This is a genomic window from Niveispirillum sp. GW835-FHT14G11, from assembly GCF_058793615.1.
In genome coordinates this window covers 1-26417 of sequence record NZ_JBXAFZ010000029.1, presented here as the reverse complement: position 1 = coordinate 26417, position 26417 = coordinate 1, and the positions used below count along the sequence as shown (strand labels likewise).

Below are 26417 nucleotides of genomic sequence, written 5' to 3'. Positions count from 1 at the left end.
TTTGGGACCGGGCGGTGGCGCCACGGCGGCCGGACCGGCGCCATTCTGGCACCAGGGCTCGAAGGGGCCGCCTTTGGCCTCTGGATCGGGAGGATCGGCGATGTTCGGTGATGATCATGATTTCGAGCCTCGGATGGGCCGGATACGCACCGCCAGCGGACGCGGCGGCAAACGCTTTCTGAACCGGGTGCTGGCGGCGACCGCCTTGGCGCGCGGCGGACCGATGATTTTTGGGCGTCGGTCAACGCGCTTCGATGGCAGCCGGATCGGACGCGGGGCCGGCGTCGCCCGTGTCCTGGCGTCGCGCGACCAGTTCGCCGCCTATCGGCAGCGCCGCGTGATCGTCAAATCCCGCATCGTCAGGCTCGCCGGCAAGGGCATGCAGGGCGCCCGTGCCCACTTACGCTATATCCAGCGCGACGGTGTCACCCGCGAAGGACAGCCCGGACAGCTCTACGGTGCTGAGCAGGACCAAGTGAATGGCAAAGCCTTCCTCGACCGTGCCGAGGGCGACCGTCACCAATTCCGCTTCATCGTCTCGGCCGAGGATGGTGACCAGTATGACGACCTGAAGCCGCTGGTCCGCCGCCTGATGGCACAGATGGAACGGGATCTGGACACGAGTTTGGACTGGGTGGCCGTCGACCACTACAACACGGGTCATCCGCACAGCCACATCATCGTCCGGGGAACGGACGATCGCGGCAAGGACCTGATCATCGCGCGGGAATACTTGACCAAGGGCATGCGTGAGCGCGCCTCCGAAATCGTCAGCCTGGACCTGGGTCCGAAGACCAACGCCGAGGTGCAGGGCCAACTGCGCCGGGAGGTGGAGCAGGAACGGCTGACCAGCATCGATCGCCGCCTGCTACGCGACCTGTCGCCGGAGCACCTGGTGACAGGAGTTGATCGTGATCCCTTCCAGCAAGCCCTGCGCATGGGCCGGCTGCGCAAGCTGGAACGGCTGGGACTGGCCGGCGAGATGCGGCCTGGTCAATGGCGCTTGGCCGATGACCTGGAAACCACCTTGCGCCGGATGGGTGAACGCGGTGACATCATCAAGACCATGCACCGGGAGATGGCGGCCAGGAACCTGGCCCGACTGCCGGCCGATCTGATCATCCATGATCCGGCTGCCGCTGACGCTCATCCCATCACCGGCCGTGTCGTCGCCCGTGGCTTGGCCGACGAACTGAATGACCGGCACTACCTGATCATCGACGCTACAGACGGCCGGACCCATTATGTCGATATCGGCCGGGGGGAGGCCACCGACCCCTTACCGGATGGGGGCGTCATCCGTGTTGAGCCCCGGCGCCCAGAGGTGCGGGCCGCAGATCGCACCGTCGCTGAGATCGCGGCTGTGAACGGTGGTCGCTACAGCGCTGATATTCACCTGCGCCACGATCCGTCGGCCAGGGAGGCTTTCGCCGAAACCCATGTCCGACGGCTGGAGGCAATGCGACGGATGACTGGCGGTGCCACGCGTGAACCTGATGGCACCTGGACCATCGCGCCCGATCATCTCGATCGAGCCCTGGAGTATGAACGTCGGCAGACGAAGGCGGCACCAGTGACGGTGCGCATTCTCTCCGCGCTGCCGCTGGAACAGCAGATCGGCGCCGATGGCGCCACCTGGATCGACCACGAACTGGTTGCCGGAAATCCGGAGCCTTTGCGCGACGCCGGTTTCGGCCGTGAGGTCCGGGAGGCCCAGGCCCGCCGGCGGCAATGGCTGATCGCCGAGGGTCTGGCCCGGGAAGAGCAGGATCGTGTCGTCTATCGCTCCGGCTTGCTTGGTGCCCTGCGTCGGCGCGAGCTGCTGCGGGTCGCGGGCCAGCTTTCCGAAGAACTGGGGCTCGGCTATGTCGAGATGCGGCCCGGCCAGCCGGTGGAAGGCGTTCTCCGCCGCATCATCCCCCTGTCCGGTGACAAAGTGGCGTTGATCGAGCGGAGCCGCGACTTTACCCTGGTGCCTTGGCGGCCGGTCCTGGATCGGCATGTCGGACAGCCTGTCTCCGGGATCATGCGGGCGGAGGGGATTTCCTGGACGATCGGACGGCAGCGGGGCGGGCCGTCGGTCTCATGATCTATTCAACCAGTTCGGCGGGGCGGACACCCAGGCCATCCGCGATGCGTCCGAGGACCGTAACGGTACAGCTATGCTGGCCACGCTCAATGTCGCCCAGATAACGGTTGCTGATATCCGCTCGGCTGGCCAGTTCCTCCTGGCTCAACCCTCGCTCCTGGCGCAACCGCCGCACATTCCGGGAAACAGCTTCCATCAAGTCCATGGTGGAAACCATGACGAATGTGAAGCATACTTCCAGGAAGTATAGTTCCTAATCGAAGTGAGGATGCGATGGAAGCCGCTTCTGACGATTTCTATGCCGCCCTTGCCACGGTGCAGTTTGCCGATGGGTTCGCAAGCTGGGAGGAGTTCATGGAGCCGGAATGGACCCTGCTGGCAGTGTGGGCGAGAGCCGGCGCCGGGACCTTGATGGTACCATCGCGCGACACGTTGCCTCTCTGGGTGCTCAGTCCCTGGCTATCCAACCTCATGGTCTTTGATCGGATGGATGGCGGATGGCAGAAGATGCTGTCAGGGCCTGCCGCCACCAAACTGTTGCCGGACGCGGGAGGGGAGGCCTGGGACTGTTTGTCGGAGACGGTTCGGCATGTGGTCGGGCGGGTGGAGAGCGAGGCGCGTCCCATACATCAAATGCTGCCGGACGAGGCGTCTCCTATCGGCGAGGCCAGTGTCCTGGTCCTGCCAGTCGGGAACGCGATCGTGGATCGGATTTTGATCGCAGCCCATGCCGTGCCGGAGTTCGGATCGGTTGGCTGATGACAACAGTATCACCCCGGTCGCTTATTTGTTGTCGACTGCAAGTGTCGCCAGATCCGTTGCAGGATCGATAGGCCTACCGGCCTCACGCCGTTCCGAATAGCGGTCCACCAGCATGCCAGCATGTGGGCGCAGCAGCACCGTGAAGCGCACCAGTTCCTCCATGACATCAACGATGCGGTCGTAATAGGCCGAGGGCTTCATGCGGCCGGCTTCGTCGAATTCCTGAAAGGCCTTGGCGACACTGGACTGGTTGGGGATGGTCACCATCCGCATCCAGCGGCCCAGGATGCGCAGCGTGTTCACGGCATTGAAGCTCTGCGAGCCGCCGGACACCTGCATCACGGCCAGGGTGCGGCCTTGGGTGGGGCGGATGCCGCCCATGGCCAGCGGCAGATGGTCGATCTGCGCCTTCATGATGCCGGTGATCTGGCCATGGCGTTCGGGGCTGCACCAGACCTGACCTTCTGACCAGATGGAATGCTCCCGCAACTCGCGCACGGCCGGATGGTCGTCGCCCCTCACCTGATCGGGCAAAGGCAGATCGGAGGGATCGAAGATCCGCGTCTCCGCTCCGAAATATTCCAGCAGCCGAGCCGCCTCTTCCACCGCCAGCCGAGAAAAGGAGCGGTCGCGCAAGGAACCATAGAGCAGCAGGATGCGCGGCCTGTGCTCCAGCGGCCCCAGGCCGAGTGCGGGCTGCGGATGGGCATAGGCCGGATTGAAGGCCGGCAGGTAGGTCGGGTTGGAGAGGGTGCGCAGGCGGTTCATGGTTTTCACCCCTTGGCCGGTGCGGTTGCCGGATACCAACGCCGGCCCAGCCACAGGGCCAGTTGCACCATCAGGATCAGCACCGGCACTTCCACTAGCGGGCCGATGACGGCAGCGAAGGCGACGGGGGAGGCGAGACCGAAAGCGGCGATGGCGACCGCGATGGCCAGCTCGAAATTATTGCCCGCCGCCGTGAAGGCAACCGACGTCGCACGGGGATAGTCTGCCTCGATCAGCCGCCCCATGAAGAAGCTGACCAGGAACATGATGAAAAAATAGAGGGTCAGCGGCACCGCAATGGAAAGCGCATCCAGGGGCAGCCGGACGACGTCGCCGCCCTTCAGGCTGAACATGGCCACGATGGTGAATAGCAATGCGGCCAGCGTGAGGGGGGAGATGCGGGGCAGGAGCAGGTTCTCATACCAATTCTCGCCTTTGGCGCGGATCAGGACCTTGCGGGTCAGGAATCCGGCCAGGAAGGGGATGCCCAGATAGATCAGCACCGCTTCGGCGATGGTCCAGAAAGACACGTCGATGACGCTGCCCTCCAACCCCAGCAGGGACGGCAGCACGCCCAGGAATATCCAGGCATAGAGGCTGAAGAACAGGATCTGGAAGATCGAGTTGAAGGCTACCAGGCCCGCCACATACTCGTTTGAGCCGCGGGCGAGCTGGTTCCAGACCAGCACCATGGCGATGCACCGCGCCAGCCCGATGAGGATCAGGCCCGTCATGTAATCCGGCTGGTCGGCCAGGAAGATCACCGCCAGCGCGAACATCAGTACCGGCCCCACGATCCAGTTCTGGACCAGCGACAGGATCAGCAGGCGCCTGTCGGCGAAGACCCGGTGCAACTCCTCGTACCGGACCTTGGCCAGGGGCGGGTACATCATCAGCACCAGCCCGATGGCGATGGGGATGTTGGTCGTGCCCATGGACATCCGCTCCAGGGCCACAGGCAGGCCGGGCACCCATGTCCCCAGGGCCACGCCCAGCCCCATGGCGATGAAGATCCACAGGGTCAGATAGCGGTCGAGAAAGGACAGGCGGCGCGGTGCCGCCACGGTCTGGTCGGTCATGGAAGAGGCTTTCCAGGCGTGATCAGGAGGCGGGGGCGGGCGATGCGGCGACCGGCTTCGTCCACCACCGCCTCACCATCCTCCTTGGCGAAGGCGCCACGCTGCGGGTCTGGAAGGATGTCCAGCACCTGTTCCGACGGCCGGCACAGGCGCACGCCCAGCGGTGTAGCCACGATGGGCCGGTTGATCAGGATCGGATGCGCCATCATGGCGTCCAGCAGGGCCTCGTCCGGCAGGGTGGGATCGTCCAGCCCCAGCTCGGCATAGGGCGTGCCTTTCTCCCGGATCACGGCGCGTACCGGCACGCCCATGCGGGCGATCAGGTCGGCCAGAATCTCCCGCGTGGGCGGGGTCTTCAGGTATTCGATGATCACCGGCTCCACCCCGCTGTTGCGGATCATGGCCAGGGTGTTGCGCGAGGTGCCGCAGGCGGGGTTGTGCCAGATGGTGATCGCGGTCATGCCGAAGCCCCCGCGCTTGGCGCCACGCCCATCTCTGCCAGCTTGCGCTTCAGGACCAGCTTGTCCAGCGAGGCGATGGGCAGGCTGACAAAGAGCTGAAGGCGCCGCTCGATCTGGCGATAGATGTCGGCCGTGAAGGCGGCCTTCTCCGCGTCCGAGCCGGTTGCCGAGGACGGGTCCGTGAAGCTCCAATGCGCCGTCATCGGGTGGCCGGGCCAGACGGGGCAGACCTCTCCTGCCGCGCTGTCGCAGACCGTGAAGATGAAATCCATCTGCGGCGCGTCCGGTCCGGCGAACTCGTCCCAGGTCTTGGACTGCAAGCCGGCGACATCGTGGCCCAGATGGGCCAGCAGGTCATGGACGAACGGGTTGATGCGGCCCGAGGGCTGGCTGCCGGCGCTGAAGGCCCGGAAGCGGCCCTGGCCGATCCGGTTAAGGATGCATTCGGCCATGACGCTGCGGGCGGAATTGTGGGTGCAGAGGAAGAGGGTGTTGTAGGGCTGGTCACTCATGGCGCTCTCCAGCGGGGACGGGTTCGCATGGCTCGGGGCCGCAGCCGGTGGCGCAGGTCCTGGCCGCCTCCAGCAGCCCGTCGCCGCACAGTTCCGACCGGCCTCCACAGCAATCCTCCACCAGGAAGGAAAGCAGCCGCCGCGTCCCCTCGAAATCGGTTGCGTAATGGATATGCCGCTGCACCCGCCAGGATCGCAGCAGGCCCGCCCGCTCCAGCGTGGCCAGGTGGTGGGACAGGGTGGAGGCGGCGACGCCGAGCTGCTGCCCGACCTCACCCGCGGTCAGCCCGTTCGGCCCCACCTGCACCAGCAGGCGGAAGATGCCCAGGCGGGTTTCCTGGGACAGGGCGGCGAAGGCTTCGGTGGCGGCTTTGATTTCCATATTTCAATGATCATCGAATCATAGAAATGAGTCAAGGCTGCTTGTGAACCGCCGCCAGTGGGTCAATGGCGGTGAGGGCGTAGGTAAGGGCGATACCGCCTTCGACCGTTCCGGCGCCTCCTCGGGGCATGCCGGCTTGCTTCCGGCTGATACTGCTCGGAGGTGTTGCATGACCCCCACCAAGCTATTGATCGGCCAGATCCTGGTTGTCTTTGCCATTGTCATCCTGGGGGTCTGGGCGGCGACGCAATGGGCGGCATCCATGCTGGGCTATCAGGCGCAGCTTGGCCCTCCCTGGATCGTCATTGCTGGCTGGCCCATCTATCGTCCCTGGCAACTGTTCGAGTGGTGGTACTGGTACGAGGCCTACGCCCCGCATGTCTTCGACAAGGCCGGCATGTTGGCCGGTGCCAGCGGGTTCATGGGCTGTGCCGCCGCCGTCATCGGGTCGCTGTGGCGTGCTCGGCAGACCCGGATGGTCACGACCTATGGTTCTTCGCGCTGGGCGACCAGCCGGGAAGTGGAAGGAGCAGGGCTGTTCCGGCCGGTGGGCGTCTTTTTGGGGCGGTTGGGCAGCCGGTACCTCCGGCACGATGGGCCGGAACATGTGATGGCCTTTGCCCCCACTCGGTCGGGCAAGGGTGTGGGACTGGTGGTGCCGACGCTGCTGTCCTGGACCGGATCGACTGTCATCCACGACATCAAGGGCGAGAACTGGCAATTGACGGCGGGGTGGCGGGCACGCTTCTCCCATTGCTTGTTGTTCAACCCCACCGATCCGCGTTCCGCCCGCTACAATCCGCTGCTGGAGGTGCGCAAGGGGCTGGACGAGGTCCGCGATGTCCAGAACATCGCCGACATCCTGGTCGATCCCGAGGGCGCTCTGGAACGGCGGAGCCATTGGGAGAAGACCAGCCACAGCCTGCTGGTCGGCGCTATCCTGCATGTGCTCTATGCCGAGGAGGAGAAGACCTTGGCCCGTGTGGCCACCTTCCTTTCCGACCCACGCCGCAGCTTTGCCCACACGCTGCGCCGCATGATGGCGACCAACCATCTGGGCACACCCGACAAGCCGCTGGTCCATCCCGCTGTCGCCTCGGCTGCACGGGAGGTGCTGAACAAATCGGAGAACGAGCGGTCGGGGGTGCTATCCACGGCCATGTCCTTCCTGGGGCTGTACAGGGACCCCACTGTGGCCGCCACGACATCGGCCTGCGATTGGCGGATCGCCGACTTGGTGGACGCACCGCGCCCCGTGTCGCTCTACCTTGTCATCCCACCTTCGGACATTTCCCGCACAAAGCCGCTGGTGCGCCTAGTGCTGAATCAGATCGGCCGGCGGTTGACCGAGCGGTTGGAAGGTGACCCCGCCAAGCGGCGGCGGCACCAGTTGCTGATGATGCTGGACGAGTTTCCGGCTTTGGGTCGTCTGGACTTCTTTGAGACGGCGTTGGCCTTCATGGCGGGTTATGGCATCCGGGCCTACCTGATCGCCCAGAGTCTGAACCAGATTTCCAAGGCCTATGGGGAGAACAACGCCATCCTCGACAATTGTCATGTCCGCATCGCCTTCAGCAGCAATGACGAACGCACCGCCAAACGCATTTCGGACGCGCTGGGCACGGCGACGGAATTGCGGGCGCAGCGCAACTATGCCGGCCATCGTCTGGCCCCCTGGCTCTCCCATGTCATGGTCAGCCGGCAGGAGACGGCGCGGCCGTTGCTGACGCCGGGGGAGGTGATGCAGTTGCCGCCGAAGGATGAACTGGTACTGGTGTCCGGGCTGGCGCCGATCCGGGCGAAGAAGTTGCGCTATTATGAGGATCGGAACTTCACCGAGCGGGTATTGTCGGCGCCGACCCTTGCGGACGGGGCCTACGCGGATCGGCCACCGGCACGGTTGGATGATTGGGGCGGCCAAGTGCGGGGGATGGATCAGCGGTTGGCTGAGGAGGACGAAGAGGCCTCCGTGGACGAGATGACTGAAGGTGGCTTGCAGCAGCAGCGTCATCCGGGGTTGCCGGAGGAAGGGATATCTAATCCGGCGGAACCTGAAGCCGGTGATCTGTTTGGCTCAATGGATGATGAAACCGATGTGGCCGCGGACAAGCGGGCCATGGACCGCTTGTCCAATGTCGCCCGCGCCCATGCGATCAACGAAGGATCACGGGACGATCTGCTGCCCAGTTTCTGACAGCGAGTACCGGCAGACTGGCGATGCCCGTCTATGGGGCATCGCCCTGTCGATCAGCCGTTCAGCGCATCCTTCAGCGCCTTCGCCGGTGAGAACTTGGCTTTGGTCTGGGCGGCGATGGTGGTGGGCGCACCCGTTTGCGGATTGCGACCCTGGCGTTCCGGCACCTGCTGGGCCGTGAACTTCCCGAACCCGGCCAAGTTGATTTCCTTGCCGTCCTTCAGGCCGGCGGTGATGGCGCCCAAGAGGCGCTCCACGGCTTCCTTGCTGCCGGCCTTGGTGCTGCCCGTCACTTCGGCGACGATTGCGGCGAGGTCGTCTTTGCTGATCTTTTCCGTCATCTTGCGTCCTGCTGTGTCGATGCGGCCACTTCCAGAGTGGCAATTTCCAAGGCTTTAACCCGAAAGACCAACGTTTGACCAGTTGCCTTGATGGGGGTGCTGGGGCTGGGAAAGTTCCCTCTGTGGCCACAAACTCCATTGCCTGTGTAAATTTTCTCTGGCACATTTGTGGATGAGAAAATTTACACGAGGGCGACCATGTTTGCGGGCGTGAAGATTGTCAAAGAACCGCTGAGCATCGCGCAGCGTTTGGCGGATTTCGGCACGACGCTGGACGAATGGCGCCATGTTGTCCGCGTGGCAGTGAATGCGCGTCGTGAAATTTTGAGGGTCCATCCCCCAGGTTCAGATAGTTCCTACGCCTACATCCAGGGAACTGGAGCTATCCGCCAATTGCTGATGCCCAAGGGCTGGGAGATGGAAGCGATTAATGGCGTGTGCGCTACCTTTGATCCTCAACAGGGTATTCGGATTATTTTTCAGAATGCTGATTCCGCCTGCATCGAAGGCCGCGATCCGAGGTCTGTGAATGATAAAGGGGCTGCCTCGGAACGGGCGGTCAGTTCTAGTTGTGGGTTTCTCTTTCCCTACATGGAGGAGGAGCGCCGTAAGCGTCAAAATGCATCTGTATGGTATCTTTTTGTTCATGCGAATGGTGATGATGTTCGCGCTGAACTGTCTTGTCCCAAGGCGATTATCGATGGACAGTTCGAAGATTTCCACGAGCGGATTTTTCTGATTCAACACGGCGAATGGGATGGACCGTCGGTACTGAAGTCTGATATCTCGCCGCCCGGTCAGTACGAGGTTGCCGTAACCCGGAAGTGAGTGGATCAATGTTCAGCGCTCAACGCCTTATCATCGCCAGGAAACGGCGGCGGAAAACGGGCCGTGAGCTGGCGGAAGCCATGAATGTTGATCCAGTCTATGTGACCCGGTGGGAGCAGCAGTATCATATGCCGGACGATCGATATATCGATGCGATGGCGTCAGTACTCTGCTTCCCCAGGTCGTTCTTTTTTGCATCTGACCTAGATACGCCGACTGCGGACGCTGTGAGCTTTCGCAGCTTAACAGATATGACCGCTCGTGAACGGGACGCCGCGCTTGCTGCCGGCGCATTGGCATATCTCCTGAGCGATTGGGTAGATGAACGCTTCAACCTGCCTACTTCAGAGTTGGTGGATCTTTCAAACGATATCACGCCATCCATGGCCGCTGTTTACATTCGGCGACAGTGGGGGCTTGGTGAAGCACCGATTGGTAATATAATTCATCTTATGGAGTCTAAGGGTGTTCGGGTGTTTTCTCTTGCTGAAAATACCAAGCATGTGGACGCCTTCTCATGTTGGCGAGATGGGGTTCCATATGTTTTCTTGAATACGTTCAAAACATCGGAGCGTAGTCGATTTGATGCTGCCCATGAATTGGGACATCTGTTGCTTCATAAGCACGGGGGGCCAAATCAAGGTAAGCGTGCTGAGGCTGAGGCAAATGAATTTGCTTCAGCTTTCCTTATGCCTGAAAATGACGTGAAGGCGCATGTTTTTCACGTTTCTGATCTTGATAGCTTAATTCCGATGAAGCGTCGCTGGGGAGTTGCATTGTCTGCTTTGGTTTATAGGTTAGGGAAGATTGGGCGCATTACATCTTGGCAGAATCGTGGATTCAATATTGAGATTAATCGACGTGGATTTCGTGAGAACGAGCCCAATGGTATGGACCGCGAGACATCTGCTGTGTGGAAGCAGGTCTTTGGTAGCCTTTGGCAAGACAGAATAACTAAAGCCACTGTCGCTGCTCAATTGCACATTCCTGAAGATGAACTGGAGAATTTGGTTTTTGGTCTTAATAATAACCCCAGAGCTCCAGCAATAGATTCTAGGAAATTGTCTGTGGTTTGATCCGAGGTAAATGATCGTACTGGCTCGTATCTAACGGCCGTAAGAGATTCTGCGCTTCCGTTCGACCCTTAGCGCCAACGTCCCCCACGTTGGAGCCGGGTCATGAAGCCCCGCCATCACCTCTATCTCGACGATGAGCTAAGTGCCCAGCTCGACGCTCTGGCGTCCAAACCGGGTTCGACCAAGTCCGCCATCGTCGCCGATGCTCTGCGCCAGTACCTGTCCCGCCGAGGTGCCCAGGCGATTGCTGAGGCGCTGCGCATTCGGCTTGACCGGCAGACGCGGCAGTTGGAACGGATTGAGCGGGATACCCAGGTGCTGCTGGAAAGCCTGGCCCTGTTTGTCCGCTACCAACTGACCGTCACCGCGCCATTGCCCGAACCTGACCGGGCCGCCCACGCCGTGGGCAAGGAGCGGTTTCAGAAGTTCATCGACCAGGTGGGCCGCCAGATGGCAGCTCCAACCCGTACCCTGCCCGCAGGCCGGGAGGATGCGCCATGAGCCCCCGGCGCGAGGCAGACGAACGTCGCCACTCCATGCTGCGCACCGCCCTGGGGTCGAACATCGCCAATGCCCTGGCCGATCCCGTCGTTACCGAGGTGATGGTCAATCCCGATGGCACCCTGCGCCTGGAACGGGCGGGTCAGGGGATCGGCCTGGCTGGTGTCAGCATGCCCGCGGCTGAGGTGGAACGTATCATCCGGCTGGTGGCTTCTCATGTCGGGGCCGAAATCCATGCCGACCGACCCATCCTGTCGGCGGAACTGCCCACCGGCGAGCGGTTCGAGGGTCTGCTGCCGCCCGTGGTGACGGGACCCTGCTTCACGATCCGCAAACCGGCGGTACGCATCCTGCGCCTGGGAGACTATGCCGCCGATGGCATCCTGACGCCCCTCCAGGCCGAGGCCCTGCGCCGGGCCGTGCGGGCGCGGCGGAACATCCTTGTCGCCGGTGGCACGGCGTCGGGCAAGACCACCCTGACCAATGCCCTGCTGGCCGAACTGGCCGACAGCAGCGAACGGCTGGTGCTGATCGAGGATACGCGGGAGCTGCAATGCGCCGCCCCGGACTGCGTGGCCCTGCGCACCCGGCCGGGTGTCGTCAGCTTGCGCGACCTGGTGCGCTCCACCCTGCGCCTGCGGCCCGACCGGATCATCGTCGGCGAGGTGCGGGGCGGGGAGGCGCTGGACCTGCTCAAGGCCTGGAACACCGGCCATCCCGGCGGCATCGCCACCCTGCATGCCAATTCCGCCCATGCCGCCCTCTACCGGCTGGAACAGCTGGCGCAGGAGGCGGTGGTCACCGTGCCCCGTCGGCTCATCGCCGAGGCGGTGGATCTCATCGTCCATATCCGCTCCCGCGGCGGTCAGCGTCTCGTCGATGCCATCGCCCGCACCGACAGGCTGGATGCCCAGGGCGACTATCGCGTGGTCACCCTGGCGCCAGCCGACCTGCAATCAATCTGACAGGAGAATGAAATGTCGCGCCTCATCTTTCCCCGTCTGCGCTCCCTGGCCTTTGCCGGGTTGGCCCTACTGCTGGCCGCCCCGGTTCAGGCCGCCGGCTCCGGCATGCCCTGGGAGGATCCCCTCCAGCGGATCCTGGATTCCGTCCAGGGTCCCGTCGCCAAGATCGTGGCGGTGATCATCATCATCACCACGGGTTTGACCCTGGCCTTCGGCGAAACCTCGGGCGGTTTCCGGCGGCTGATCCAGATCGTCTTCGGGTTGTCGGTGGCCTTCGCCGCCTCCAGCTTCTTCCTGTCCTTCTTCTCCTTCGGCGGTGGGGCGCTGGTGTGATGGCCGCGACCGAGATGCCGGAGGGCTTCACCATCCCGCTGCACCGGGCGCTGACCGAGCCGATCCGGCTCGGCGGGGCGCCGCGGGCGCTCGCCATCCTCAATGGCACCATCGCCGCCGCCATCGGCCTGGGGCTTCAGCAATGGCTGGCGGGCCTGCTGCTGGCGCTGGGCGGCCACAGCCTGGCCGTGCTGGTCAGCCGGCGTGATCCGCACATCGCCGCCATCCTGGCCCGCCACCTGCGGCAGGCGGGAGGCTGGTCATGCTGAACCTCGCCGAATACCGGCCCCGGCACGACCGGCTGGCCGATCATCTGCCCTGGGCGGCCTTGGTGGCGCCGGGCACGGTGCTGAACAAGGATGGCAGTTTCCAGCGTACCCTGCGCTATCGCGGACCGGACCTGGACTCTGCCACCGAGGCCGAACTGATTGCCCTGTCGGCTCGCGCCAACAACGCGCTCCGCCGCCTGGGTTCGGGCTGGGCCTTGTTCTTCGAGGCCGAGCGGGTGGAGGTGGCGGCCTATCCGGACGGGAGCTTTCCCGACCCCGCCTCCTGGCTGGTCGACGAGGAACGCCGTGCAGCGTTCCGCGAGGCCGGCCGCCATTACGAGAGCCTCTATCACCTGACTATCCTCTATCTGCCTTCCCCCGACAGCCAGGACCAAGCGCACAAGGCCCTGGTCGATGATGGCCGGAAAACCCGAGCACGGGACTGGCGGCAGGAGCTGGACCGGTTCCGGGATGAGTTCTTCCGGCTGGCCGGCCTGCTGCAATCCATCCTGCCCGAGCAGCATGATCTGGACGATGCGGAGACGCTGACCCATCTGCATGGCTGCATCTCCACCCGTCGGCATCGGCTGACGGTACCCGCCGTGCCCATGCACCTTGACGGGGTGCTGGTCGACACGCCGCTGCTGGGTGGGCTGGAACCCATGCTGGGCGACCGGCACCTGCGCATCCTGACGGTGCTGGGCTTCCCCAACCAGACGCGGCCCGGCCTGCTGGACGCGCTGAACCACCTGGATTTTCCCTATCGCTGGGTGACGCGCTGGATCCCGCTCGACAAGGAGGACGCCACCCGCATCCTGACCCGGTTGCGCCGCCACTGGTTCGCCAAGCGCAAATCCATCGGCGCCCTGCTGCGCGAGGTGCTGACCAACGAGCCATCCACCCTGCTGGACAGCGATGCCGACAACAAGGCCGCCGATGTCGATCTGGCCCTGCAAGGGCTGGGCGCCGACCATGTCGGCTATGGCTATGTCACCGCCACCGTCACGGTCTGGGATACCGACCAGCAGGCCGCCGACGACAAGCTGGTCGCGGTGGAACGCGCCATCACGGGATTGGGCTTCTCCGTGATCAGGGAGAGCGTCAATGCCGTGGAGGCCTGGCTGGGCAGCCTGCCGGGCCATGTCTATGCCAATGTCCGCCAGCCGATGATCCATAGCCTCAACCTGGTCCACCTGATGCCGCTATCGGCCATCTGGGCCGGTCCCGCCCGCAACAAGCATCTGGATGGGCCGCCGCTGCTTCAAGCCGAGACCAGTGGGGCGACACCCTTCCGGCTCTCCACCCATGTCGGCGATGTCGGGCACATGCTGGTCGTCGGTCCGACGGGGGCCGGCAAGTCGGTGCTGCTGGCCCTGATGGCTTTGCAGTTCCGCCGCTATGCCGGGGCGCAGGTCTATATCTTCGACAAGGGCAATTCCGCCCGTGCGGCCACCCTCGCCATGGGTGGACGGCACCATATGCTGGGACAGGCCGGCGACCTGTCCTTCCAGCCGTTGCGCCGCATCGACGATCCCGACCGGCGCGCCTGGGCGGCCGACTGGATCACCGGCCTGCTGGAGCATGAGCAGGTCAGCGTCACACCGGAGATCAAGGAGATGGTCTGGTCGGCGCTGAACAGCCTGGCCGGCGCGCCGCCCGTACAGCGCACCCTGACCGGCCTGTCCCTGCTGCTGCAATCCAACCCGCTCAAGGCCGCCCTCCAGCCCTATACGCTGGAAGGTCCCCATGGCGGTCTGCTGGATGCGGCATCCGACGGGCTTGACCTGGCTGCCGTCCAGTGCTTCGAGATGGAGGTGCTGCTGCACCGGACGGGTGCTGTGTTGCCGGTCCTCACCTATCTCTTCCACCGGCTGGAGGAGCGCTTCACCGGGGCGCCGACCCTGCTGATCCTGGACGAGGCCTGGGTCTATCTCGACAATCCCGCCTTCGCGGCCCGCATCCGGGAATGGCTGAAGGTCCTGCGCAAGAAGAACGTCGCCGTTCTCTTCGCCACCCAGTCATTGGCCGACGTGGCCGGCAGCAGCATCGCGCCGGCCCTGATCGAAAGCTGCCCACAGCGCATCTTCCTGCCCAACGATCGGGCCATCGAGCCCCAGGCCAGGGCGGTCTATAGCGCCTTCGGGCTGAACGACCGCCAGATTACGCTGATCGCCCAGGCCACGCCCAAGCGGGACTATTACCTGCAATCCAGGCGCGGCAACCGGTTGTTCCAGCTTGGTCTGGGACCGGTGGCCAAGGCCTTCTGCGCCGCGTCCGATCCCGTATCGCAGGTGCTGATCGACAAGCTGCTGGCCGAGGGTGGGACGCAGGCATTTGCCGCCCGCTGGCTGGGCATCCAGGAACTCGATTGGGCTGCCGACCTGCTGGACCGCTTTCCAGGGGAGACCATGCCATGATGATGCGCTTGCCGGCTGCGGCACTGCTGTCCGCCACCCTGATGGTGGGCAGTGCCGCCGCCTTCACCGTCTACGACCCGACCAACTATGCCCAGAACGCCCTCCAGGCGGCCCGCGCCCTGGAGCAGATCAATAACCAGATCCGCAGCCTGCAGAACCAGGCCACCATGTTGCAGAACATGGCAAGGCAGCTCCAGCGGCTGGACTATTCCTCGCTCAACCAGATCACCAGCGCGCTGAACCGCATCGATGGGCTGATGATCCAGGCCGACAGCATCGGCTTCGACTTGGCCGGCAGCGAGGACGCCTGGCGCCGCACCTATCCGGGCAGCTATCCCGAGGCCGATGCTGCCAGCCTCGACCGGCAGGCAGAGATGCAATGGCAAAGTGCCCGCGCCGCTTACCGCCAGACCATGCGCGTCCAATCGGGCATTGTCGGTTCCATCCAGGCCGATGCGCCCCTGCTGGCCGACCTGGTCGGTCGCAGCCAGGACGCCGCCGGCAGCCTGCAAGCCCAACAGGCGGGCAACCAGCTGCTGGCGCTGTCCATCAAGCAGCAGATGCAGCTGCAGAACCTGATGGCCGCCCAATACCGCGCCGATGCCGAGACCCAGGCCGCCACCGCCGAGGCCAATGCCATGGCCCGCGAGCGCACCCGGCGCTTCCTGGGCGATGGCCACGCCTATAGCCGCTGAGGGAGACCGCAATGGGCGACCTGGGCATTATCGACCGGTTCACGGAAACCTTCATCCGCTATATCGACAGCGGCTTTGGCCTGTTGTCCGGCGATGTTGCCTGGCTCACCGGTATCCTGATCACCATCGACATGGTCCTGGCCGGCCTGTTCTGGGCGCTGGATGGCGATCACGATGTGATGCCCCGGCTGGTGCGCAAGACCCTCTATGTCGGCTTCTTCGCCCTGATCCTGAACAATTTCCAGTCCCTGTCGGAGGCCATCTACAGCTCCTTCGCGCAGTTGGGTTTGCGGGCTGGTGGTTCGGGCCTGTCCGCCCAGGATCTGCTGCATCCTGGACACCTGGCCGCGGTGGGGTTCGAGGCGGCCCACCCGCTGCTCAAGCAGGCGGAGACCATGATCGGGTTTCCGGAGGTCTTCGGGAACATCCTGAGCCTAACCATCCTCATGCTGGCTTGGTTCTTCGTGGTCATCGCGTTCTTCATCCTGGCGGTGCAGTTCTTCATCACACTGGTGGAATTCAAGCTGACCTCGCTGGCCGGCTTCGTGCTGGTGCCCTTCGCCCTGTGGAGCAAGACCGCCTTCCTGGCCGAGCGCGTGCTGGGCCATGTCATCTCGTCCGGCATCAAGATCATGGTGCTGGCCGTCATTGTCGGCATCGGCTCGGGCTTCTTCCGGGAATTCACCGAGGCGCTCAATGGCCGGGAGCCCGGTATCGCCGAGGCCATGACCATGGTGCTGGCATCCTTGGCCCTGCTGGGGCTGGGCATCTTCGGACCGGGTATCGCCGCCGGCCTCGTTTCCGGCGCGCCGCAACTGGGGGCAGGGGCGGCCCTGGGCACCGTGGGAGCCGCCGCGGGCACCATGATGCTGGCGGGTGGGGCTGCTGCCGCCGGCGCCCGTCTCGCCGGCAGTGCCGGGATGGCCGCCCTGCGGGCCGGCGCCAGCATGGGTGGGCCGGCAACGGGCGCCTTCCAGTCGGCGTCAGCTGCCGGTCACGCCGGTGTTAGCGGTGCCGCCCGCGCCGCCGGGGAGGCCACCATGCGCGGTGCCCGCAATGCCGGCAGCCGCATGACGGAACCGGTGCGGGAGGCCTTCAAGGCCGGACGCCAATCGACCCATCCGGATGCGGACGGGGCAGGGGGCGTCGAGCCATCGCCACGATCCAGCACCAATAGCGCGCCTGATTGGGCGCAAAAGCTGCGCGCCGAACAGGCCGCCCGCGCCCATCGCCATGCCACCGCCCAGGCCATCAAGGATGGCGATCGTTCCGGCGGCTCCGCCAACCCGTCCCTCGATCAGAAGGATGATTGAGCCATGTTCTTCAAACGCTCTCTGCAACGCTATGGCCGCACACCCGAGCCGGTGACGCCCTATCAGAAGGCCGCCCAGCAATGGGACGAGCGCATCGGCAGTGCCCGCGTCCAGGCCCGGAATTGGCGGCTGATGGCTTTCGGCTGCCTGGGCCTCGCCATGGGCCTGGCCGCGACCTCTGCCTGGCAGTCCGGCCAGAGCCGCATCGTGCCCTATGTCGTGGAAGTGGACCGGCTGGGTGAGGCCCGCGCTATCGCTCCGGCCGTCAACGCCTATCAGCCGACCGATGCCCAGGTCGCCTATTATCTGGGTCGCTTCATCGGCAATGTCCGCGCACTCTCCACCGATCCTGTGCTGGTCCGTCAGAACTGGCTGGCGGCCTATGATTTCGTGGCCGACCGTGCCGCCCTGTTCCTGAACGAACAGGCCAAGGTCAATGACCCGTTCAGCCGTATCGGCACCAACAGCGTCACGGTCCAGGTGACCAGCATCGTCCGCGCTTCGGACCTCTCCTTCCAGGTGAAATGGACCGAGCAGCTGTTCGAGCGCGGCAGTCTGGTCCGCACCGAGCGCTGGACCTCCATCCTGGCCGTCAGCCTGCGTCCGCCCCGCACGCCGGAGGCGCTGACCCGCAACCCGCTGGGCGTCACCATCACCGCCATCGACTGGTCGCGTGAATTCGACGCCCCCGCTACCCAGAGGACCATGCCATGACCAAGCTGATCCTGCCGGCCCTGCTGGTCGGCCTGCTGACCGCATGCGCCGGCCAGCCTAAGAAGCCCCCCGCCATCACCTATGACAGCGCCGACTTCCGGCCGGCCGAGGTCGAGCCGGAACCCCCGCTGCCGGTGCAGGTGGTCGAGAGGCCCGTGCTCCTGCCGCTGCTGGGCCAGTTGCAGCCGCCGCCCCAGACCAGCGTGACGCCCGACAACCGTCCGCCGACCCAACGGGTGGCCGATGCCAACAAGGCCGCCACCCAGGAACCGACCCGCTATGGCTATGTCAATGCCATCCAGGTCTATCCTTATACCGAGGGTGCCCTCTATCGGCTCTATGCCGCGCCGGAACGGGTCAGCGACATTGCCCTCCAGCCGGGCGAAGGCGTCGTCGCCGTCTCGGCCGGCGACACGGTGCGCTGGATCATCGGCGGCACCAGCAGTGGGGCCGGCACCAGCCAGCGGGTCCATGTGCTGGTCAAGCCCGTGGCCGCCGGCCTGACGACGAACCTCGTCATCACCACTGATCGCCGTGCCTACCATCTGCTGCTGGAAAGCACGGAGCAGACCGCCATGGCGGCCCTGTCCTGGACCTACCCCCAGGATCAGTTGCTGGCCCTGCAACGCCGGAACAGCCAGGCCGAGGCCGCCCAGCCCATTGCCAGCGGCCTGTCCTTGGAAGAACTACATTTCCGTTACGCCCTCAGCGGCGACGATCCACCCTGGCGGCCCCTGCGCGCCTTCGACGATGGCTCCAAGGTTTATATCGAGTTTCCCCGCCGTCTGGACCAGGGCGAAGCGCCACCGCTATTCGTTATCGGGCCACTGGGGGAGGCCCAGCTGGTCAACTATCGGGTCCGTGGCCGCCATTATATCGTCGACCGACTGTTCGCCGCCGCCGAACTGCGCCTGGGCAGCGAGCCGCAGCAGATCGTCCGCATTGAGCGTACCGACGGGAGGCCGTCATGACCGCGCCCGTCGGTGACGACAAGATCCCTTCTGAAAAGCTGGAACTGCGCGCCGCCCCACGTCGGGCCATCCGCTTTCGGCGGGGGTTGATCATTGCTGGCACCGGCATCGCCGCCGGCACCATCCTGGCTCTGACGTTGATCTCTTTGCAGAGCGTCGATCGTAAACAGGATGGGCAGGGGCAGGAGCTGTCCCATCCCAACCGGCCGCCCCCACCGGAAGGGCTGGCCTCCCTGCCGACCGATTACAGCCAGATCAAGCCCGACACCCCGGTTCTGGGGCCGCCCCTGCCGGGTGATCTGGGCCGGCCGATCCTGGAACACCAGAAGCGGCATGGCACCGAATGGCCAGCAACGGGACCGGCCCAACAGCTTACGCCAGAGCAAGTGCAGGCCAACCAGGCCCGGCAATCCGGCCTGTTCTTCCGCAGCGAACCGAAGGCCGTGCCGGGACCGCCAGGAAATCGGAATCCGGTTCCCGGTGGTGGCCCCATGCCTCCCACCGACCTGTCGCCGGCTACCCAGCCCGACGCCCAGCAGCGCAAGCTGGACTTCCTGTCCCAACCGAATAGCAGCGGCATCTACAATCCTTATGCCGAACAGCAACCCACCTCGCCCCACCAAATCATGGCCGGCAGCATCATTGCCGCCGCCCTCGTCACCGGCCTCAATTCCGACCTGCCTGGCATGGTCGTGGCCCAGGTGACGGAGAACGTCCATGACAGCATCACCGGCCGGACCTTGCTGATCCCCCAGGGATCCCGTCTCATAGGCACCTATGACAGCCGGGTCAGCTTTGGACAAAGCCGCGCCCTGCTGGTCTGGCAGCGCCTGATCCGGCCCGATGGCTCGTCCGTGCAACTGGACAACCTGCCGGCCACCGATACCGAGGGCCGATCCGGCCTTTCCGACGCGGTGGATTTCCATACCAGCCGCCTGCTGAAGGGCATCGCCATGGCGACGCTGCTGGGCGTCGGCACCGAACTGACCTTCGGGCAACAGGAAGGTGAACTGGTCCGCGCCGTGCGGGAATCCATCCAGCAGAACGCCGACCGCGCCGGCCAGCGCCTCACCGAGCGCAACCTGGATATCCAGCCCACCCTGACCATCCGCCCTGGCTGGCCGCTGCGCGTCATCGTCCGGCGCGACCTGATCCTCTCTCCCTACCGTGGAGGCTGACATATTGAAGCTCCCCAAGCTGCCTGATCGCACGCCGGTCAAGCTGACCATCTCCGTCAGTCCCGACCTGCATCAGCGCCTACTGTCTTACGCCGCGCTCTACCGTGCCACCTACGGCACGGCTGAACCTGTCGCCGATCTGGTCCCCTACATGCTGGATGCCTTCCTGGATAGCGACCGTGTCTATGCCAAGGCCCGGAAGGAAGAACTGCCCGTTGTTGTGGAGCCTATCCGCCGCCGGGGAGGGCGCAAGGTCAGCGCGGATGCGGCACCTCCCACCGATGACAAGGAAGCTTGAGCCATGAGCACCATCGGTCATTTTAAGCTGGCGAAGGATGGCAGCTGGACCGGCATCATCCGCACCCTGACCGTCAATGCCAAGGTGCGTCTCGTTCCCAACGACAATTGCGACCAGGATACTGCGCCAGCCTACCGCCTGCTGCTGGGGCACGACCGTATCGGCGATGCCTGGGAAGCACAGACCACAGGGGAGGAACCACGCGCCTATCTCCGGGTGCGCTTTGACGACCCGGCTTTGCTCGAACCTGTAAGTGCCGCCTTGTTTCCGACCGAGGATGGGGCGGCGGCGAAGCTCATTTGGAATCGTCGCAGGCAGTAAAGTGCGTAGGTCCTATTGTGGCTGCCGCGGGGCCGGTTGCGGACGGGCGGGTTTGGGTGTGAAGATGGCAAAGCGGGCTAATGGGATTAAGTATAGTGTCACCGGAATCCAAGATCCAGATGGTGTGCATAGTGGCGTGCCGCCCTGGTGGCAATTGCTTCGGGCGGGCACGCTATGCCGGTCGGGATATGCCGGGTATGGGGGATTTTACGAATGGACGCCGACCGCGGGGCAGCGATGACAACTTCGCGACACCGCCAAGGACACCTCCGGTTCACCATGCTACATTGGCTGCAACCGTATAAGCGAGTTTCCGTTGGGGGAAGCCGAATTGAGCCATTACGATTTTCGAACACTGTCGCCTCTGGACTTCGAGGAGTTGGTTCGCGACCTATTGCAGGCTGAGTTTGGGTTATTGTTCGAAAGCTTTGGCCCAGGGAAAGACCTCGGCATTGATTTCCGCTTTGCAGTAAACACTGGGTGCTCAGTAGTGCAGGCTAAGCACTACGCTGACAGTGGCTTCGATGCCCTTCTAGCAGCGGCAAAGAAAGAGGATGCGAAGGTTAAGAAACTTAGGCCAATCCGCTATCTACTCGTGACATCCGTGTCGCTCAATCCAATGAGAAAGGCAAAACTAAAAGCAGCATTGCCGTCGGCACCCATTGATATCCATGATATTTACGGCTGCGAAGACCTCAATAATCTCCTTGGGCGCCATAGCGAAATAGAAAAGAAACATTTCAAGCTTTGGCTCGCGAGTGCGGCTGTTCTGGACCGTATCATTCACAGTGGCGTCTATAATCGGACACAGGCCGAAATGGATGAGATTCGTGCCGTCGTGCCCAAATTCGTCCAGAACGATAGCGTTCCTCAGGCCCAGGCCATTCTGGAAAATGCCGGCGTGCTAATCATCGAGGGGCAACCAGGTGTTGGTAAAAGCACACTTGCAAGAATGCTAATATGGCTGCACGCCCAACAAGGATGGACGATTTCGGTAATTGAAGACATTGCAGATGCGTTCACTATCGCTAATGACGGTGAGCGCCGTTTAGTGTTCTTTGACGACTTTCTGGGGCAGGTGCGATTGACTCCTGATTGGATACGCACCGTTGATCAGCGCTTACCGCCATTCTTGCGGCGTGTGAAATCGTCCAAATCTCTACGTTTTATCATGACGACACGCGACTATATTTTTCACCAAGCGCAGATACAATCAGACCGCCTCAGTGGGTCGGCTATCAAACCAAGTGAGTTCACTCTAAATGTTGGCTTTTATACACGCTCCGTCAAAGCGCGAATGTTATTCAATCACATATTTTTCTCTGATCTCGCACCCCAGGATCGGAGAGCGCTGCTTGATGATGACTTCTTTTTGGGGATCATTAATCATAGAAATTTCAATCCACGCATCATTAGTCTTTTGACGTCAGCGGAATATTTTTCTCTCGTTGATGTGCCGATACGAGAAGCCATAAACACTGTCTTAGAAAATCCGCATGTTATTTGGGAAAAGCCGTACCGAAGCCACATTTCCGATGATGCCCGGTCCCTCACGCTGGCTTTGTTTTTCAACAATGAAAACGTGCAAATGTCTGCATTAGAACTGACATTTGGCCGAATTTCAAGATCTCTTGGTCGCCCGATTGCTCAAAGCGAGCATCCGGCAAGGTTCAGAAGCGCCGTTAAAGAACTCGAAGGATCTGTTCTCGCCATCGAAAGCTGCAGGGTCAGGTTTTCTAACCCTGGTGTTCAGGATTTTCTTCAACGTGTAGCAGAAGAGGACAGGCTTCTGCCAGCGATCATTGGCGTGATCGAGGCACTTCCCGAGTTGGAAAAAGCTTGGGCTGTCTGGTGTGCCCTGAACCTCTCAACAACGGGAATGGTAGAGGCATGGGCCAGCGCAGTAGTGCGCCTCATAGAGGGAGGCAGCGGGAGTCCCCTTCAACGGCTAACATTTATCATAGACATCTATGACCGCTTTCAGGCCGAAGAAATCGCCGCTTTGGCTGATAGAGCCATCGATGACTTAATTCAGATGGAAATCGAGGGCGATGAGGCAGAATTAGCCGAATTTGTTTTAGAGCAACTGACGGCCACACTGCTTCCGACGTGGGTACGAGAAAAGGGCATTGACGCCGTTACCGCCGCCGCCGCAACCATGCTCAAAGATTTTGGGTCCGCCCTCTCACTAGACACGATCAAATCTGTTAGCGATGCCTTCATTCGGTATGGTTCAGATGAGGATTTGTCCATAGAGGCGGCTAAGGTCGCCCTAAAAGGCTATATAGCAGAATTAGGCAATGCGCTCGACGATATCTCCTCGGTAGATGAACTCGAAACCTTTGAAAATGAACTGAAAGCTGTGTTGAGTGATTATGGCGTGACGGACAGAGGCGTCACCAGCCGAATAGAGAGTAAGCGTGAGTACCTGCTTGAACGAGAAAATAGTCACACCGATGAGGGCTCCAGCTGGCACCGTTCATCCTCGCCGGGTTATATGTCGGATGATGACATTAGGTGTTTGTTTGGGGCGCTGCGTGAACACTAATTTCCAAAAATGAAGAGGGACTGCTATGGCGTTGTTTGCGTATAACAGCTTTCGGACGTTGGGGCGTAGCCTCGAATGTCGCAGATAGGGCGCTTTCCAGCCGACGCGACCTGTCACCAGAAGACCCGACCCTTGGCAGCCTTTAGCCGGATCCGTGAAACATGTCACGGGCTGTCACCATAGGTCACCTATCCGCAGCGGCAGTCCGCTGAGGGCCGGATCGGGGGCCGCTGCCAACTCATGTCTTCAACCATGCAGGCTGTAGGCCTCCCTCAGGAAACCCACTGCATCGGTGGGTCGCCGTCCGATCAGCCTCTCAAGGTCCCCCGTCACCTCCGCGAATTCGCCCAAAGCCACCGCCTCGGCCCATTGCGCCAGGAAGCCGGCCGCGGGCGGCGGCAGCCCGTCGGCGAGGCGGTCGGCAACGAAGGCTTCACGGTCCACAGCCGCATAGGGCACACCCAGATCACGCGCCATGTCGGCGAAGGAGACGGCGTGGCTGGCGCCCAATGTGTAGAGGTGGCCGGCATGGCCCGCACCGGTCATGACCACGGCATTCGCCTCTGCGAAGTCCCGCCTTGTGCCCAGCGCCGCCGCGCCGTCGCCGGCCGGGACGCGAAAACCGCGCTCCGCGAGGCGCGGGCCCAGGATCAGCGGCAGCGAGTCGACATAGAGGCTGTTGCGCATGATGGTCCAGTCCAGACCGGACCCGCGCAGCGCTTCTTCCGTGGCGATGTCCGTCTCCGTCACCATGTCGATGGCGAAGCCCGACCCCTCGCGCCGCTGGATGCCCGTGTAGACGATGTGGCCCACGCCGGCAGCGGCGGCGGCGGCCACGGTGTTGCGGTGGTGGCCGATCGTGTCGGTGAACATCACCGTGGACACCATCAGCAACCGGTCCACACCCGCGAAGGCCCGCTCCAGCGAGGCGGGATCAGCATAGTCCCCCCGCCGCACCTCCACGCCCAGCGCCACAAGATCGGCGGCCTTGGCGGGATCGCGGGCCAGCGCCGCGACATGGCCTGCCGGCACGCGCTCCAGCAGAAATTCCACGCTCTGCCGGCCCAGATGGCCGGTGGCGCCGGTGACAAGCAGTTTACCCATGATGTTTCTCCTCAGCGCACCGGCCGGATAGGTGCATCGATCAGGTCGGCCTTGCCGGCCGCCAACTGGTTGCGCACGCCGGCATCGGCCAGCATCTCGTGCGGAAAGCCCAGGGGGACGGCGCTGGCCGTGTCCAGCCGGACCAGATGGCCGGTCTCAAGCACCACCTTCGCCGCCGCCAGATTGTCCGCCGCCTGTTCCGGCGTGCGTGGGCCCAGGATGGGGGTGACGCCCCGCGCCATGACCCAGGCGATGGCCGCCTGCCCCGGCGGAACGCCCAGTTCCCCGGCCACGGCCAGCAGCGCATCGACCGTGGCGGTCTTGCGCGCATCGCTCTCCGCATGGGTCAGCACGCCCAGCCCTTCCGCACGGCCCTTCTCCCCGCGCCGATACTTGCCCGTCAGCAGCCCGCCCCCCAGTGGCGACCAGCCGACGGTGCCCAGGCCGAAGGCGTCGGCCATGGGCAGCAGCTCCCGCTCCGCTGTGCGCTCCACCAGGCTGTATTCAAGCTGCACCGCCGCCACCCCGGCCCAGCCGCGCAGGTCAGACAGAGTGGCCGCCGTGGCCACCCGCCAGGCGGGGAAGTCGGACAAGCCGGCATAATGGATCTTGCCGGCCCTGGTCAGGTCGTCCAGGGCGCGCATGATCTCCTCCACGGGCGTCACCCCGTCGGGCATATGGACCCACAGCAGGTCGACATGGTCGGTGGCCAGCCGCTTCAGGCTGTCCTCCACCGACCGGACCATGGCCTTACGGCTATTGCCGGTGGTCATCAGCCCGCTGTCGGCGGCAGCGCCCAGCGAGAATTTCGTGGCCAGGACGATATCGTCGCGCTCGGCCCGGATGAACTCGCCCACCAGTTTTTCCGCCTGCCCGAACTGGTAGTTGTTGGCCGTGTCGATGAAGTTGCCGCCGGCGGCGCGATAGGCGTCATAGATGCGGGCGGCTTGGCCCCGGTCGGCGCCATAGCCCCAGCCGGTGCCGAAATTGCCGGTTCCCAGCGCCAGCGCGGAGACGCGCAGACCGGTGCGGCCGAAGATGCGGTAACGCATGGATCGCTTCCGTGATGAACAGGAATGTCATCGCGGAAGATAGGGCCGGTGGACGGGACGGTCTTGACCGCCGGCGCCATCTTTGGAACGCCGGCGCCGTCCTGTTCCTATCCCCGCCGCTGCCGTCGATAGCCGGCGGGGGTGGCGTCATGGAAACGTCGGAAGACCCGGGTGAAGTGGCTTTGGTCGGCGAAGCCGCACACGGCGCTGATCAAGGCCAGCGGCTCATCCCCCTCCTCCAGCATCCGGCGGGCCCGTTCCACCCGCTGCTTCAGGCGCCAGCGATGGGGCGGGGCGCCGAAACTGACGGTGAAGGCCCGCTCGAAATGCCGTGCCGACAGGCCGCAGGCCGTCGCCACCACCTCCACCGAGATGTCGGCCCCCAGGTCGGCCAGCATCATCTCCGTGGCCCGGCGTTCCTGCCAGGGCGCCAGCCTTCCCGTGCGCCGCGCCTCCGACACTTTCAGCCCGCCATAGGCGACGGCGAAATGCAGGCGGCAGGCGCCGAAGATATAGTCCGCGAACAGCGCGCCGGCCTCATGGGGATGGGTCAGCAGCGGCAGTAGCGCCTGGGCCAGACCGAAGGCATGCGGATCGAAGCGGGTCTCCTGCTCCGCCGGGCAGTCGAAGCGCGCGATGCGCCGCCCACCCAGGCTGTCGGTCAGTTCGTCCATCGCCGCCTGCGGGATCACCAGCACCAGCGCCTCGAACGGGTCACGCAGGTCGGCCGACCAGGTGCGCCGCCAGTCGAAGAAGCCGGGCGCGCCGGCTTCGTGCGCGGGCAACTCGATCCGCTTTCCGTCCATCCAGCCGCCATGGGCTGGCATGGTGACCAAGGGGATCACAAACTGGAAAGCCGGCATCACCGGGTTGGGCCCCAGCGGCTCCTCCCCGCCGCCATCGCGCCGGTAATAGGCGGCGGCCATGCCATGATGCTCGTACCGCCGGGACTGCATCGTCCGGCGTTCGTCGAGCCGTTCGGGGGGAAGGAAGTCGGGGCGCAGCATGTCCGATGATAACATGGCGTCCGCGATCGCATAAGTTGGTTAACGGGCCGATGTCAGGCCGCGGCGAAGGCCGGAACCCGCGAAACCCGGTTGCGGCCCCTGGCCTTGGCTTCGTATAGCGCGGTGTCCGCCCGACTCATCAGCGCCAGGATCTGCTGCTCAATCTCCTTCGCCCGCGCCGGCACGATGGTGGCGATGCCGAGGCTCGCGGTGACGACGCCGCCGCATTCGGCATTGCC

At 63.7% G+C, this 26417-nt stretch carries 29 protein-coding genes; 18 read left to right on the top strand and 11 right to left on the bottom strand.

Going from position 1 to position 26417, the window contains the following annotated elements; all coding sequences use genetic code 11:
- Positions 1 to 100 precede the first annotated feature (100 nt).
- Positions 101 to 2089 (top strand): relaxase/mobilization nuclease RlxS, encoded by a 1989-nt coding sequence (gene rlxS / locus AC1Q7F_RS30930; RefSeq protein ID WP_492512398.1) that lies wholly within the window; start codon positions 101 to 103, stop codon positions 2087 to 2089.
- A 1-nt stretch (position 2090) separates the two neighbouring features.
- Here the strand turns inward: rlxS and AC1Q7F_RS30925 are convergent, their stop codons facing one another.
- The gene (locus tag AC1Q7F_RS30925) at positions 2091 to 2285 is read right to left on the bottom strand and encodes a helix-turn-helix domain-containing protein (RefSeq protein WP_416574900.1); all 195 of its coding nucleotides are present in this window, start codon (positions 2283 to 2285) and stop codon (positions 2091 to 2093) included.
- Between the two features lie 77 nt (positions 2286 to 2362).
- Here AC1Q7F_RS30925 and AC1Q7F_RS30920 point away from each other — a divergent pair, with 77 nt between their 5' ends.
- Complete coding sequence (locus AC1Q7F_RS30920; protein WP_492512397.1) at positions 2363 to 2848, top strand: hypothetical protein; 486 nt, start codon at positions 2363 to 2365, stop codon at positions 2846 to 2848.
- Positions 2849 to 2872: 24 nt separating this feature from the next.
- Here the strand turns inward: AC1Q7F_RS30920 and arsH are convergent, their stop codons facing one another.
- Genes arsH through AC1Q7F_RS30895 form a run of 5 tightly spaced genes read right to left on the bottom strand, consistent with a single transcriptional unit; the run spans position 2873 to position 6053 of the window.
- Complete coding sequence (gene arsH, locus AC1Q7F_RS30915; RefSeq protein ID WP_492512396.1) at positions 2873 to 3619, bottom strand: arsenical resistance protein ArsH; 747 nt, start codon at positions 3617 to 3619, stop codon at positions 2873 to 2875.
- 5 nt (positions 3620 to 3624) lie between these two features.
- The gene (gene arsB, locus AC1Q7F_RS30910; RefSeq protein WP_492512395.1) at positions 3625 to 4698 is read right to left on the bottom strand and encodes an ACR3 family arsenite efflux transporter; all 1074 of its coding nucleotides are present in this window, start codon (positions 4696 to 4698) and stop codon (positions 3625 to 3627) included.
- On the bottom strand, positions 4695 to 5159 hold the full coding sequence (gene arsC / locus AC1Q7F_RS30905; RefSeq protein ID WP_492512394.1) for an arsenate reductase (glutaredoxin): 465 nt from the start codon (positions 5157 to 5159) through the stop codon (positions 4695 to 4697). Before arsC ends, arsB begins: the two co-directional genes overlap by 4 nt.
- Positions 5156 to 5671, bottom strand: coding sequence for an arsenate reductase ArsC (locus AC1Q7F_RS30900; RefSeq protein ID WP_492512393.1), 516 nt, complete (start codon positions 5669 to 5671; stop codon positions 5156 to 5158). The genes arsC and AC1Q7F_RS30900 overlap by 4 nt, the downstream gene beginning before the upstream one ends.
- A complete protein-coding gene (locus AC1Q7F_RS30895) occupies positions 5664 to 6053 on the bottom strand; it encodes an ArsR/SmtB family transcription factor (protein WP_492512392.1) in 390 nt (129 codons plus the stop codon). The genes AC1Q7F_RS30900 and AC1Q7F_RS30895 overlap by 8 nt, the downstream gene beginning before the upstream one ends.
- Positions 6054 to 6222: 169 nt before the next feature.
- Between AC1Q7F_RS30895 and AC1Q7F_RS30890 the strand changes: the two genes are divergently transcribed.
- The gene (locus AC1Q7F_RS30890) at positions 6223 to 8247 is read left to right on the top strand and encodes a conjugal transfer protein TraG (protein ID WP_492512391.1); all 2025 of its coding nucleotides are present in this window, start codon (positions 6223 to 6225) and stop codon (positions 8245 to 8247) included.
- 53 nt (positions 8248 to 8300) lie between these two features.
- On the opposite strand, the gene AC1Q7F_RS30885 is transcribed toward AC1Q7F_RS30890, so the two are convergent.
- Positions 8301 to 8588 carry an HU family DNA-binding protein gene (locus AC1Q7F_RS30885; protein WP_492512390.1) on the bottom strand — a complete coding sequence of 96 codons (288 nt, stop codon included), beginning with the start codon at positions 8586 to 8588 and terminating at the stop codon, positions 8301 to 8303.
- 198 nt (positions 8589 to 8786) lie between these two features.
- Between AC1Q7F_RS30885 and AC1Q7F_RS30880 the strand changes: the two genes are divergently transcribed.
- From AC1Q7F_RS30880 to AC1Q7F_RS30810, 15 genes are all read left to right on the top strand, one after another.
- Positions 8787 to 9416, top strand: a complete 630-nt coding sequence (locus tag AC1Q7F_RS30880) for a hypothetical protein (RefSeq protein ID WP_492512389.1) — start codon at positions 8787 to 8789, stop codon at positions 9414 to 9416.
- A gap of 8 nt (positions 9417 to 9424) precedes the next feature.
- Positions 9425 to 10492: a helix-turn-helix domain-containing protein gene (locus AC1Q7F_RS30875; RefSeq protein ID WP_492512388.1), complete on the top strand. Its 1068-nt coding sequence runs from the start codon at positions 9425 to 9427 to the stop codon at positions 10490 to 10492.
- Positions 10493 to 10594: 102 nt separating this feature from the next.
- Entirely contained in the window at positions 10595 to 10993 is a 399-nt protein-coding gene (locus AC1Q7F_RS30870; RefSeq protein ID WP_492512387.1) for a ribbon-helix-helix domain-containing protein, read from the top strand.
- Complete coding sequence (gene trbB / locus AC1Q7F_RS30865) at positions 10990 to 11958, top strand: P-type conjugative transfer ATPase TrbB (RefSeq protein WP_492512386.1); 969 nt, start codon at positions 10990 to 10992, stop codon at positions 11956 to 11958. Before AC1Q7F_RS30870 ends, trbB begins: the two co-directional genes overlap by 4 nt.
- 12 nt (positions 11959 to 11970) lie before the next feature.
- Positions 11971 to 12291: a TrbC/VirB2 family type IV secretion system protein gene (locus AC1Q7F_RS30860; protein WP_492512385.1), complete on the top strand. Its 321-nt coding sequence runs from the start codon at positions 11971 to 11973 to the stop codon at positions 12289 to 12291.
- Positions 12291 to 12560, top strand: a complete 270-nt coding sequence (locus tag AC1Q7F_RS30855; RefSeq protein ID WP_492512384.1) for a VirB3 family type IV secretion system protein — start codon at positions 12291 to 12293, stop codon at positions 12558 to 12560. The genes AC1Q7F_RS30860 and AC1Q7F_RS30855 overlap by 1 nt, the downstream gene beginning before the upstream one ends.
- Entirely contained in the window at positions 12554 to 14977 is a 2424-nt protein-coding gene (trbE, locus tag AC1Q7F_RS30850; RefSeq protein WP_492512383.1) for a conjugal transfer protein TrbE, read from the top strand. The genes AC1Q7F_RS30855 and trbE overlap by 7 nt, the downstream gene beginning before the upstream one ends.
- Positions 14974 to 15672: a P-type conjugative transfer protein TrbJ gene (gene trbJ, locus AC1Q7F_RS30845; RefSeq protein WP_492512382.1), complete on the top strand. Its 699-nt coding sequence runs from the start codon at positions 14974 to 14976 to the stop codon at positions 15670 to 15672. Before trbE ends, trbJ begins: the two co-directional genes overlap by 4 nt.
- Before the next feature lie 11 nt (positions 15673 to 15683).
- Entirely contained in the window at positions 15684 to 16985 is a 1302-nt protein-coding gene (gene trbL / locus AC1Q7F_RS30840) for a P-type conjugative transfer protein TrbL (RefSeq protein ID WP_492512381.1), read from the top strand.
- Between the two features lie 3 nt (positions 16986 to 16988).
- Entirely contained in the window at positions 16989 to 17699 is a 711-nt protein-coding gene (gene trbF / locus AC1Q7F_RS30835; protein WP_492512380.1) for a conjugal transfer protein TrbF, read from the top strand.
- Complete coding sequence (trbG, locus tag AC1Q7F_RS30830; RefSeq protein ID WP_492512379.1) at positions 17696 to 18670, top strand: P-type conjugative transfer protein TrbG; 975 nt, start codon at positions 17696 to 17698, stop codon at positions 18668 to 18670. Before trbF ends, trbG begins: the two co-directional genes overlap by 4 nt.
- Positions 18667 to 19848, top strand: coding sequence for a TraB/TrbI/VirB10 family type IV secretion system protein (locus AC1Q7F_RS30825; protein ID WP_492512378.1), 1182 nt, complete (start codon positions 18667 to 18669; stop codon positions 19846 to 19848). Before trbG ends, AC1Q7F_RS30825 begins: the two co-directional genes overlap by 4 nt.
- 4 nt (positions 19849 to 19852) lie before the next feature.
- Entirely contained in the window at positions 19853 to 20146 is a 294-nt protein-coding gene (locus AC1Q7F_RS30820; RefSeq protein ID WP_492512377.1) for a DUF2274 domain-containing protein, read from the top strand.
- Between the two features lie 3 nt (positions 20147 to 20149).
- Positions 20150 to 20467: a DUF736 domain-containing protein gene (locus tag AC1Q7F_RS30815; RefSeq protein WP_492512376.1), complete on the top strand. Its 318-nt coding sequence runs from the start codon at positions 20150 to 20152 to the stop codon at positions 20465 to 20467.
- A gap of 331 nt (positions 20468 to 20798) precedes the next feature.
- Positions 20799 to 23015 (top strand): nSTAND3 domain-containing NTPase, encoded by a 2217-nt coding sequence (locus AC1Q7F_RS30810; protein ID WP_492512375.1) that lies wholly within the window; start codon positions 20799 to 20801, stop codon positions 23013 to 23015.
- 246 nt (positions 23016 to 23261) lie between these two features.
- On the opposite strand, the gene AC1Q7F_RS30805 is transcribed toward AC1Q7F_RS30810, so the two are convergent.
- The 4 genes from AC1Q7F_RS30805 to AC1Q7F_RS30790 all read right to left on the bottom strand — a co-directional run.
- Positions 23262 to 24119: an NAD(P)H-binding protein gene (locus AC1Q7F_RS30805; RefSeq protein ID WP_492512374.1), complete on the bottom strand. Its 858-nt coding sequence runs from the start codon at positions 24117 to 24119 to the stop codon at positions 23262 to 23264.
- 11 nt (positions 24120 to 24130) lie between these two features.
- Positions 24131 to 25171 carry an aldo/keto reductase gene (locus tag AC1Q7F_RS30800; RefSeq protein WP_492512373.1) on the bottom strand — a complete coding sequence of 347 codons (1041 nt, stop codon included), beginning with the start codon at positions 25169 to 25171 and terminating at the stop codon, positions 24131 to 24133.
- Between the two features lie 107 nt (positions 25172 to 25278).
- A complete protein-coding gene (locus tag AC1Q7F_RS30795) occupies positions 25279 to 26193 on the bottom strand; it encodes a helix-turn-helix domain-containing protein (RefSeq protein WP_492512372.1) in 915 nt (304 codons plus the stop codon).
- Positions 26194 to 26231: 38 nt separating this feature from the next.
- The coding region (locus AC1Q7F_RS30790; RefSeq protein ID WP_492512371.1) for a diguanylate cyclase domain-containing protein at positions 26232 to 26417 on the bottom strand (186 nt) is incomplete at its 5' end.

Bases quoted from the DNA above. Each gene is read 5' to 3' on its own strand.
- AC1Q7F_RS30880 (WP_492512389.1), top strand. From the start codon at position 8,787: ATGTTTGCGGGCGTGAAGATTGTCAAAGAACCGCTGAGCATCGCGCAG.
- AC1Q7F_RS30855 (WP_492512384.1), top strand. From the start codon at position 12,291: ATGGCCGCGACCGAGATGCCGGAGGGCTTCACCATCCCGCTGCACCGG.
- AC1Q7F_RS30805 (WP_492512374.1), bottom strand. From the start codon at position 24,119: ATGGGTAAACTGCTTGTCACCGGCGCCACCGGCCATCTGGGCCGGCAG.
- AC1Q7F_RS30925 (WP_416574900.1), bottom strand. From the start codon at position 2,285: ATGGAAGCTGTTTCCCGGAATGTGCGGCGGTTGCGCCAGGAGCGAGGG.
- AC1Q7F_RS30825 (WP_492512378.1), top strand. From the start codon at position 18,667: ATGACCGCGCCCGTCGGTGACGACAAGATCCCTTCTGAAAAGCTGGAA.
- trbE (WP_492512383.1), top strand. From the start codon at position 12,554: ATGCTGAACCTCGCCGAATACCGGCCCCGGCACGACCGGCTGGCCGAT.
- trbL (WP_492512381.1), top strand. From the start codon at position 15,684: ATGGGCGACCTGGGCATTATCGACCGGTTCACGGAAACCTTCATCCGC.
- AC1Q7F_RS30895 (WP_492512392.1), bottom strand. From the start codon at position 6,053: ATGGAAATCAAAGCCGCCACCGAAGCCTTCGCCGCCCTGTCCCAGGAA.
- AC1Q7F_RS30800 (WP_492512373.1), bottom strand. From the start codon at position 25,171: ATGCGTTACCGCATCTTCGGCCGCACCGGTCTGCGCGTCTCCGCGCTG.
- rlxS (WP_492512398.1), top strand. From the start codon at position 101: ATGTTCGGTGATGATCATGATTTCGAGCCTCGGATGGGCCGGATACGC.
- AC1Q7F_RS30860 (WP_492512385.1), top strand. From the start codon at position 11,971: ATGTCGCGCCTCATCTTTCCCCGTCTGCGCTCCCTGGCCTTTGCCGGG.
- arsH (WP_492512396.1), bottom strand. From the start codon at position 3,619: ATGAACCGCCTGCGCACCCTCTCCAACCCGACCTACCTGCCGGCCTTC.
- AC1Q7F_RS30815 (WP_492512376.1), top strand. From the start codon at position 20,150: ATGAGCACCATCGGTCATTTTAAGCTGGCGAAGGATGGCAGCTGGACC.
- AC1Q7F_RS30885 (WP_492512390.1), bottom strand. From the start codon at position 8,588: ATGACGGAAAAGATCAGCAAAGACGACCTCGCCGCAATCGTCGCCGAA.
- AC1Q7F_RS30875 (WP_492512388.1), top strand. From the start codon at position 9,425: ATGTTCAGCGCTCAACGCCTTATCATCGCCAGGAAACGGCGGCGGAAA.
- trbJ (WP_492512382.1), top strand. From the start codon at position 14,974: ATGATGATGCGCTTGCCGGCTGCGGCACTGCTGTCCGCCACCCTGATG.
- AC1Q7F_RS30890 (WP_492512391.1), top strand. From the start codon at position 6,223: ATGACCCCCACCAAGCTATTGATCGGCCAGATCCTGGTTGTCTTTGCC.
- AC1Q7F_RS30920 (WP_492512397.1), top strand. From the start codon at position 2,363: ATGGAAGCCGCTTCTGACGATTTCTATGCCGCCCTTGCCACGGTGCAG.
- trbF (WP_492512380.1), top strand. From the start codon at position 16,989: ATGTTCTTCAAACGCTCTCTGCAACGCTATGGCCGCACACCCGAGCCG.
- AC1Q7F_RS30795 (WP_492512372.1), bottom strand. From the start codon at position 26,193: ATGTTATCATCGGACATGCTGCGCCCCGACTTCCTTCCCCCCGAACGG.
- arsB (WP_492512395.1), bottom strand. From the start codon at position 4,698: ATGACCGACCAGACCGTGGCGGCACCGCGCCGCCTGTCCTTTCTCGAC.
- arsC (WP_492512394.1), bottom strand. From the start codon at position 5,159: ATGACCGCGATCACCATCTGGCACAACCCCGCCTGCGGCACCTCGCGC.
- AC1Q7F_RS30900 (WP_492512393.1), bottom strand. From the start codon at position 5,671: ATGAGTGACCAGCCCTACAACACCCTCTTCCTCTGCACCCACAATTCC.
- trbB (WP_492512386.1), top strand. From the start codon at position 10,990: ATGAGCCCCCGGCGCGAGGCAGACGAACGTCGCCACTCCATGCTGCGC.
- trbG (WP_492512379.1), top strand. From the start codon at position 17,696: ATGACCAAGCTGATCCTGCCGGCCCTGCTGGTCGGCCTGCTGACCGCA.
- AC1Q7F_RS30870 (WP_492512387.1), top strand. From the start codon at position 10,595: ATGAAGCCCCGCCATCACCTCTATCTCGACGATGAGCTAAGTGCCCAG.